8 protein-coding genes and 1 pseudogene are annotated in these 8,258 nt (G+C 39.9%); 8 read left to right on the top strand and 1 reads right to left on the bottom strand.

Annotated features, from left to right (window positions below; all coding sequences use genetic code 11):
* From V7K25_RS08290 to V7K25_RS08255, 8 genes and pseudogenes are all read left to right on the top strand, one after another.
* Positions 1 to 516, top strand: a pseudogene (locus tag V7K25_RS08290) (photosystem II chlorophyll-binding protein CP47); the annotation flags it as partial.
* A 112-nt stretch (positions 517 to 628) separates the two neighbouring features.
* Positions 629 to 736, top strand: coding sequence for a photosystem II reaction center protein T (locus V7K25_RS08285; RefSeq protein ID WP_084227385.1), 108 nt, complete (start codon positions 629 to 631; stop codon positions 734 to 736).
* 295 nt (positions 737 to 1,031) lie between these two features.
* Positions 1,032 to 2,159, top strand: a complete 1,128-nt coding sequence (locus V7K25_RS08280; protein ID WP_335156831.1) for a 30S ribosomal protein S1 — start codon at positions 1,032 to 1,034, stop codon at positions 2,157 to 2,159.
* Between the two features lie 169 nt (positions 2,160 to 2,328).
* A complete protein-coding gene (locus V7K25_RS08275) occupies positions 2,329 to 3,063 on the top strand; it encodes an HAD family hydrolase (protein ID WP_335156829.1) in 735 nt (244 codons plus the stop codon).
* 665 nt (positions 3,064 to 3,728) lie between these two features.
* Positions 3,729 to 4,367, top strand: coding sequence for a DUF4360 domain-containing protein (locus V7K25_RS08270; protein ID WP_335156827.1), 639 nt, complete (start codon positions 3,729 to 3,731; stop codon positions 4,365 to 4,367).
* A 503-nt stretch (positions 4,368 to 4,870) separates the two neighbouring features.
* Positions 4,871 to 5,512: a DUF4360 domain-containing protein gene (locus tag V7K25_RS08265; protein WP_335156825.1), complete on the top strand. Its 642-nt coding sequence runs from the start codon at positions 4,871 to 4,873 to the stop codon at positions 5,510 to 5,512.
* A gap of 666 nt (positions 5,513 to 6,178) precedes the next feature.
* Entirely contained in the window at positions 6,179 to 6,400 is a 222-nt protein-coding gene (locus V7K25_RS08260) for a hypothetical protein (protein WP_335156823.1), read from the top strand.
* A gap of 352 nt (positions 6,401 to 6,752) precedes the next feature.
* The gene (locus V7K25_RS08255; RefSeq protein ID WP_335156821.1) at positions 6,753 to 7,361 is read left to right on the top strand and encodes a DUF4360 domain-containing protein; all 609 of its coding nucleotides are present in this window, start codon (positions 6,753 to 6,755) and stop codon (positions 7,359 to 7,361) included.
* Positions 7,362 to 7,598: 237 nt separating this feature from the next.
* Here V7K25_RS08255 and V7K25_RS08250 read toward each other — a convergent pair.
* Positions 7,599 to 8,258: sulfate/molybdate ABC transporter ATP-binding protein (locus V7K25_RS08250; protein WP_335156819.1), on the bottom strand; the 660-nt coding region annotated here is incomplete at its 5' end.

Below are 8,258 nucleotides of genomic sequence, written 5' to 3'. Positions count from 1 at the left end.
TCTTGGCAAGGTCACGCCGTATTCAAAGATTCTGAAGGACGGGAATTGACCGTGCGTCGTCTCCCCAACTTCTTTGAAACCTTCCCAGTAATTTTGACAGACGCAGATGGAATTATCCGCGCTGACATTCCCTTCCGTCGGGCAGAATCTAAGTATAGCTTCGAGCAATCTGGCGTTACCGTCAGCTTCTATGGTGGCAATCTGAATGGTCAAACCTTTACAGAACCAGCTGATGTGAAGAAGTATGCCCGGAAAGCTCAAGGTGGTGAAATCTTTGAATTTGACCGAGAAACCTTGAACTCTGATGGTGTATTCCGCACCAGTCCTAGAGGTTGGTTTACCTTTGGACATGCAGTATTTGCTCTCTTGTTCTTCTTTGGTCACCTCTGGCATGGCTCTCGGACAATCTACCGAGACGTATTTGCTGGTGTTGATGCCGACCTAGAAGAGCAAGTTGAGTGGGGTCTATTCCAGAAAGTGGGTGACAAGTCAACCCGCCGGAAGGAAGCTCTCTAATTTCAGTGCTGAGTTATAAGTGCTGAGTTACGAGTTAAGGCTCTAACTCAGCACTAAAGCGACTCAGCACTAAAAACTTTCATTACTGGCTCGATAGGCAGGAAATCGTAATATGGAAAGCGTTGCGTACATCTTAATTTTTACTCTGTGTATAGGTACTCTCTTTTTTGCGATCGCATTTCGCGAACCCCCTCGCTTTGAGAAACCAAAAGATAAGTAGATCCTATATACCAGACCTTTAAGCGGATTTGATGTTAGTATCCGTTGCTACTATGTATAGTAGCAACGGATATTATTGTGTCTGTTCTCTGTTGGTTTTAACTACTAAGTAAATAACCAATCATTTTTAAAATTGTGATATAATTTCCAATCTTGGGAGTAGATATGTGTTAATACTAGCTTTTCTGCGCTAGGATGAAAATGGATGTTAATGTAAGCTGCCATAAAACTGTTTGCATAGCACATCGCGCTTGTCGCACAACCTTTACGGAGACTAGAACCAGGAACAAATCAGCATGGTCAATCAGAATTTAACCGCTACAGAAATTGGATTCACTCACGAAGATTTCGCTGCTCTACTTGACAAATACGATTATCATTTTAGCCCTGGTGATGTTGTCCCAGGAACAGTTTTCAGTATAGAGCCGCGCGGCGCTCTGATTGACATTGGTGCTAAAACCGCAGCATATATTCCTATACAAGAAATGTCTATTAACCGGGTAGATAGCCCGGAAGAAGTCTTACAGTCAAACGAAACGCGGGAATTTTTCATCCTTACCGACGAAAACGAAGATGGTCAATTAACCCTTTCCATTCGCCGTATTGAGTATATGCGGGCTTGGGAGCGCGTGCGACAGCTACAAGCAGAAGATGCTACTGTCCGTTCTGGCGTATTTGCAACCAATCGCGGTGGAGCATTGGTACGGATTGAGGGATTACGTGGCTTTATTCCCGGCTCCCATATCAGTACCCGCAAACCTAAAGAAGAATTGGTAGGCGAAGATTTGCCATTAAAATTCCTAGAGGTGGACGAAGAACGTAACCGCTTAGTTCTATCTCACCGTCGGGCGCTGGTTGAACGTAAGATGAACCGCCTAGAAGTCGGCGAAGTAGTAATTGGTACAGTTCGTGGGATCAAACCCTACGGTGCTTTCATCGACATTGGCGGCGTCAGTGGTCTACTGCACATTTCTGAAATTTCTCACGAACATATTGATACACCTCATAGCGTGTTCAATGTCAATGATGAAGTAAAAGTTATGATCATTGACTTGGATGCAGAAAGGGGTCGCATTTCCCTATCTACCAAGCAGCTAGAACCCGAACCCGGCGACATGATTAAAAACCGGGATTTGGTCTACGATAAAGCAGAAGAAATGGCTGCTAAATATCGTGAACAACTGTTAGCCAAGCAACAAGGTGCTACTGCTGCGGCTGCTACACCTGCGGAAGTTATAGCAGAAGAAGATATTCCACCAGCAGTGGAACTTGACGAAGATATTCCACCAGCAGTGGAACTTGACGAAGATATTCCACCAGCAGCGGAACTTGAAGAAGAAATTCCCGCAGCAACGGAAACTGAAGAAGAAATTCCCGCAGCAACGGAAACTGAAGAGGGAATTCCAGCAGCTATTGAAGAATAATACATTTATAGTTTTACTTATTTTTAAGTAAGAGTATTAAATATTCTATAAAGAGGGGAAAACCCTCTTTTTTTATATGGAGAATTGGGAACAGTTAGGAGTTAAGCATAAAAACTCATAACTCTTCACTTTTAACTAAATTTTAACTAAATAAATGGAATGAAATATTATGGCAACTATTAAATGTAGAAACATCGCTTTTGATAATATTCAGGCAATTTTGTTTGACAAAAACGGTACTCTAGAAGATTCAGAAACGTATTTGCGATCGCTCGCACAAAGAGCGGCAAGGTTGATAGATGCTCAAGTTCCCGGTATTGGGGAACCGCTATTAATGGCATTTGGCATCAATGGGAATATTCTAGATCCAGCGGGTTTGATATCGGTAGCGAGTCGTCGTGAAACAGAAGTTGCGGCTGCGGCATATATTGCCGAAACAGGAAAAGGATGGTTTGAATCCTTAAAAATAGCCCGTCAAGCTTTGGATGAAGCGGAAAAATACATTGAAAAAACTCCTTCACCCCTGTTTGTGGGTAGCTTAGACTTGTTGAAATACCTACGGAAAAGTGGGTTGAAACTCGGTATCCTCTCCGCAGCAACAAGTGATGAAGTACATAACTTTGTAGAGAATCACCAATTAAATGATTATATCGAGTTGGAAATGGGAGTAGATGAGGGACCGAGTAAACCAGATCCAGTGCTATTTTTGCAAGCTTGCCAAGCTTTGGGAGTCCAACCAGGCGTTACATTGATGGTAGGTGATTCCGTTGGTGATATGCAAATGGCGCGTGATGCTAAAGCCGCAGGTTGTATTGGTATCACTTGGGTAGGTAAGTCGGATAACGTCCGAGGTGCAGATGTGGTGATTAATCAACTTGATGAAATCCAGATTTTAAAAGATTAGTTTACCCACTACCTCCTCTACTTGGGGCCTCTCTAAGTAGAGGAGGTAGCTACTGAGGGAAACCCTACCAAGAGCGCTGTCTCACCGCTACATACGTAAGTACTTTCCCGTAATAGTTTGTTAAAATTCACTTTATCTATTCCTTTAGATAGATATAAAATATTTCTCAAATGACTTACTATTTTTTTGAGGCTTGTTTTAAGAGCAATTCTCAATGGAAAAATTCAGAAGTGAGAATTCAGGAGTCAAAATCAATTAGTAGGGTATTAAGACCCGCCTATTTGTAGTTGACCATTAAATCTTCTCCTTTGGAGACGCTACGCGAGCAATTTAGTCGCCGCCTTAAACCATTTATTCATCCGCTCGTAGGGTAGCTACCCCAGTTGTACAGAATTAAATTCTAGATTGCCAATTTTAACTCCTGAATTCTTGTCTGATAAGTGAAATACGCTGATAAATAATTAATTTCCGAGCTAGAAATTGATTGTTTTATCATGTTTCTATCTGCCTTGATAGAGCGTATTGCATACATTTAATAACTGCTAAAAGTCCCTAAACCTCAAACAGGCTGCTGGGTAAAATTCCTTTGTGTATAAGTATCTTAGGAATTTGAAGTCGCAGCTAATGTCCACAGGAAATTACACATTTTTGCGGAGTTCAAAATTATGAAAACTTTAACTGGCATTATTTCCAGCTTGACGCTACTTAGTTTTAATGTAGTTGGTTTAGCTCAGGTACAGGCTCAGGCTCAACCACAAGGATTTACTTTTCAAAAAGTTCCAGTAACTCTTTTCGGAAATGGTTGCCCAAAGGGAACAGCAGAGGGAATTTTGAGTGGAGATACTCTTTCTGTAACATTTTCTGAGTTTGAAGCTAAAGCTTCACCTCCTAAGGTTGTATCAGCGTCCTGCAATCTGCGGATCGGTCTTAATGTACCTTCTGGAGTAAATGTTCAGCCAATTAACGTCCAGTATATTGGCTTTGCAGATGTGCCTAAAGGAGGTAATGCTAACCTGAACGTTAGAATACTATTTCAAGGTCAAATAGTTCCAACTAACAATAATCCAAACGCAACGTTTAACGCTGGCTTCTCAGATCTTTGGAACAAAAATGTAGGTATTACATTAGGTACAATAAATGCATGTAAGAACCCAGTAAGTTCGATTTTTGGTATCAATACAAATCTGACAGCAAGAGCTACAAATGTAGCTCAAAATCAAGAAACCCAAATCCGAATTGATACAATAGACACAACAATCGGCCCTGTATTGTTCCAAATCAAGTTTGCTTTTACGCCTTGTTAAGTTTTTTAAATGCATAGTCAATTTTGCATTTAATTTTTCATTAAAGCTGACGCATCTACGAGGATGTTTTAAAAGTCCCGGAATGTATAGTTTTACTGTTCTGGCTCAGGTCAACTGCGACGAAAAAAATAAGATTTCAGCTATGTACTGAGATACTTCGGCGTGCTTTATTATGAGAGCAAAATACCTTTTTAAAACATCCTCTAAAATTGCTTACCAAACTTATCCAAAGATTTCTTCAGAGCGATTGGAAGAAATCTCTGGCTCTTTGTTTGGAAAAATAGTATTGGCAACAAAATGGCAATTCTTAAATTAATTATTTCATGCGATTTCTGTCTGCTTTAACCAGAACGTATTGTAGACAATTAAGAACTGCTATAACTCTCCAAATACCAAAGAGCCTGGTGGTTAAAGTTATTTGGTGTAGAAGGAAGAGTCTTAGGGAATTTTAAGTTGCAGCTAATTTGTAGAGAAAATTAAACGTTTTCGCGGAGTATAACAACATGAAAATTTTAACTGGCATTATTTCCAGCTTGACCCTACTGAGTTTAAATATAGTGGGTTTATCTCAGGTACAGGCTCAAACACAAGGATTTCAGCTTCAAAATGTTCCAGTAAGTTTTGCAGGAAGTGGTTGTCCACCGGGAAAAATACAGGGAGTTTTGAATGGAGACACCCTTTCAATAACATTTTCTGCATTTGAAGCTAAAGCTCAACGTCCTCAGACTGTAGCAACATCCTGCAATCTGCGGATCGGTCTGAGTGTACCTTCTGGATTTAACGTTCAGCCAATTAATGTCAAATACCTTGGCTTTGCAGATGTGCCTAAAGGAGGCAGTGCTGAGCTGAACGTGAAAATACTCTTTCAAGGTCAAGAAGTTCCAACTACCGATAATCCAAACCAAAAGTTTAATACTGGCTTCTCAGATAATTGGGGCAAAGATGTAGGTATTGTATTAAATACAATAAATGCATGTACAAACCCAGTGAGTTCGGTTTTTGGTATCAATTCAACTCTGATAGCAAGAGCTACAAATGTACCAAGTAAACCTAAAGGTCTAGAAACCCAAATCCGAATTGATACAATCGACACAACAATCGGCCCTGTATTATTCCAAATCAAGTTTGATTTTAATCCTTGTTAGGTTTTTTAAATGGATAGTTAGTTTTGCATTTTATTTCTCCCAAAAGCTACTTTCTATAAAGCTGGTTTACCAAATTTTTAAAAGATTTATTCTCATCCCTCTGAATAAATCTTTGATTTTCTGTCTTGATAAATAGTTAGGTCAAGTCAAAGTACCTGAATATATCTAACAAAATCACAACTTATAAAACACCTGTCTTTCAATAGGTAAAATATATTTATCTGTGATTTTAAATTTTTTCAAGGCTTATTATGAGGGCAATTCTGAATAATAATTCAGAAGTAAGAATTCAGGAGTCAGAATCAATTAGTAGGGAATCCAGTCCCGCCATTTATATTGTTGAACACTAAATCGAACGTAAGTGCGTCTCCAAAGAGAAGATTTAGGTGGAGTCTGAAACCCACTTATTCATTCACTGGTAAATTCGCTAGCGCAAGTCGTCCAGAATTCAATTCTCAATTATAAGTCCTGACTCCTGAATTATTTTCTGATAAGTGAAATACGCTAATAAATAATTTCCGATTCAGAAATTGATTGTTTTATCCTATTTCTGTCTCCTTTAACCAGAGCGGATTATACACAATTAAAGACTGCTAAAAATCCCCAAACACCAAAGAGTCCGCCAGATAAAAGTTTTTCGTCTACAAGTATCTTAGGAGTTTGACATTGTATGTAATATTCACAGGAAATTACACATTTTTGCGGATACCTTCTGGATTTAATATTCAGCCGATTAGCGTCAAATACCTTGGCTTTGCAGATGTACTTAAAGGAGGCAATGCTTACCTGAAGGTGAAAATACTCTTTCAAGGTCAAGAAGTTCCAACTAACGATAATCCAAACCAAAAGTTAATGCTGGCTTCTCAAGTGTTTGGAGCAAAGATGTAGGTATTGTATTAAATACAATACCTACATCTAGGAACCCAGTAAGTTCGGTTTTTGGTATCAATTCAACTCTGATAGCAAGAGGTCTAGGAATCCAAATCCGAATTGATGCAATTGACACAACAATCGGCCCTGTATTGTTCCAAATCAAGTTTAAATTTAATCCTTGTTAGGTTTTTTAAATGGACAATTAGTTTTGTATTCAATTTTCCCAAAAGCTACTTTCTATAAAGCTGGTTTCCCAACTTATCGAAAGATTTCTTCCAATCGCTCTGAAGAAATTTTTGACTCTATGTCTTGAGACATAGTTATTGACAACAAACCTGAAAAACTCTCTTTATTTGAGATGAAAGATATGAAAGTTTTAACTGCTCTTATTTCCAGTTTGACGCTACTGAGTTTAAATGTTGTGGGTTTATCTGAGGCACAGGCTCAAACACAAGGGTTTCAGTTTGAAAGTGTTCCAGTAACTGTTTTCGGAAATGGCTGCCCGTCGGGAAATGCCGTAGTAAGTTTGCTAGGAAATACTTTGTCTGTAACTTTCCCGCGATTTCAGGCTATAGCTGTATCTCCTACAGTTGTATCACAATCTTGCAATCTCAGAATTGGGCTTAATGTCCCTAAGGGCTACAAAGTTCAGCCCATTAACTTGAGGTATTCTGGTTTTGCAAATGTGCCTCAGGGGGGTACTGCTGCTCTAAGGGTTACACCAGTGTTTCAAGGGAAAGTAATTCCATCTAGGGATGATCTAAACACAAACTTCTCGTCTGGCTCTTCAGTGGGATGGCTAAAAGATGTAGCTATTACAGGGGATACACTAAATACATGTGCTAACCCAGTGAATTCGGTTTTCGGCATCAACACAACTTTGATAGCGCGTGCGACAAATGTAGCTGCGGGGCAGCGAACTCAAATTGGATTCAATGGAATTTATAGAATTAGGTTTAATTTGACTCCTTGTTAGTAGGAGCAGATATAGCGGTGCCATGTAGAAAGTCGAATGTTAGAGGATTAAATTAGTCCTCACAAAAAATCAATGAAAAGCTAGCGCACCAGCTTCAGTATGATACTAGGCTGGTGCTTTTGTACATCTGCAATCTATCTCTGATTACACTGGTTACTGGTGGATTTGGCAAATATTCTGGCAACGTTTTTCTCCTGTGGCCTAAAGCAGCAAGCATAAATACTTTTATACTGCTAACTAAATTGAATAAGACACGGGAAAGGACTTTGCATCCTTTGGTTTCACATACACTCGCTGTTTCGGTTCTAATTCTAATTGGTTGAAGCGATCGCGTGTTAAATGCGCCATCACCACTTGCCCATCATCAAAAGTTAATTCTACCTGAATTTCCCAACCCAAATGTATCAAACGGCTCACAGTCGCAGCCGTAGTAGAACCGTTAGCAACCTTTTCCAAAATCACATCTTGCGGACGCAAAAACACTTGTGGGTGTGGCGCATCAAATCCGCTACTTTGAAAAATCTTTGAGTTGCTGGGTAAGACATTCACCGGGCCAATGAAGCTCATTACAAATGCCGTGGCAGGATTATCGTAAATTTCTGCTGGTGTCCCCACCTGTTCCACACGCCCTTTATTCATCACCACAACTTCATCAGAGACTTCCATTGCTTCTTCTTGATCGTGGGTGACAAAAACCGTGGTAACATGAACCTCATCATGGAGGCGGCGTAACCATGCTCTTAAGTCTTTACGAACTTTAGCATCGAGTGCGCCAAAAGGTTCATCTAGCAGTAATACTTCAGGTTCTACTGCCAGTGCCCTTGCTAATGCTACCCGTTGTCTTTGACCACCAGAAAGTTGTGATGGATAGCGATCGCCTAATCCAGTCAATTGCAC

Source organism: Nostoc sp., assembly GCF_036919495.1.
GTDB lineage: Bacteria > Cyanobacteriota > Cyanobacteriia > Cyanobacteriales > Nostocaceae > Nostoc.
The sequence above is the reverse complement of the archived record's forward strand: the minus strand, read 5'-3'. Positions and strand labels throughout refer to the sequence as shown.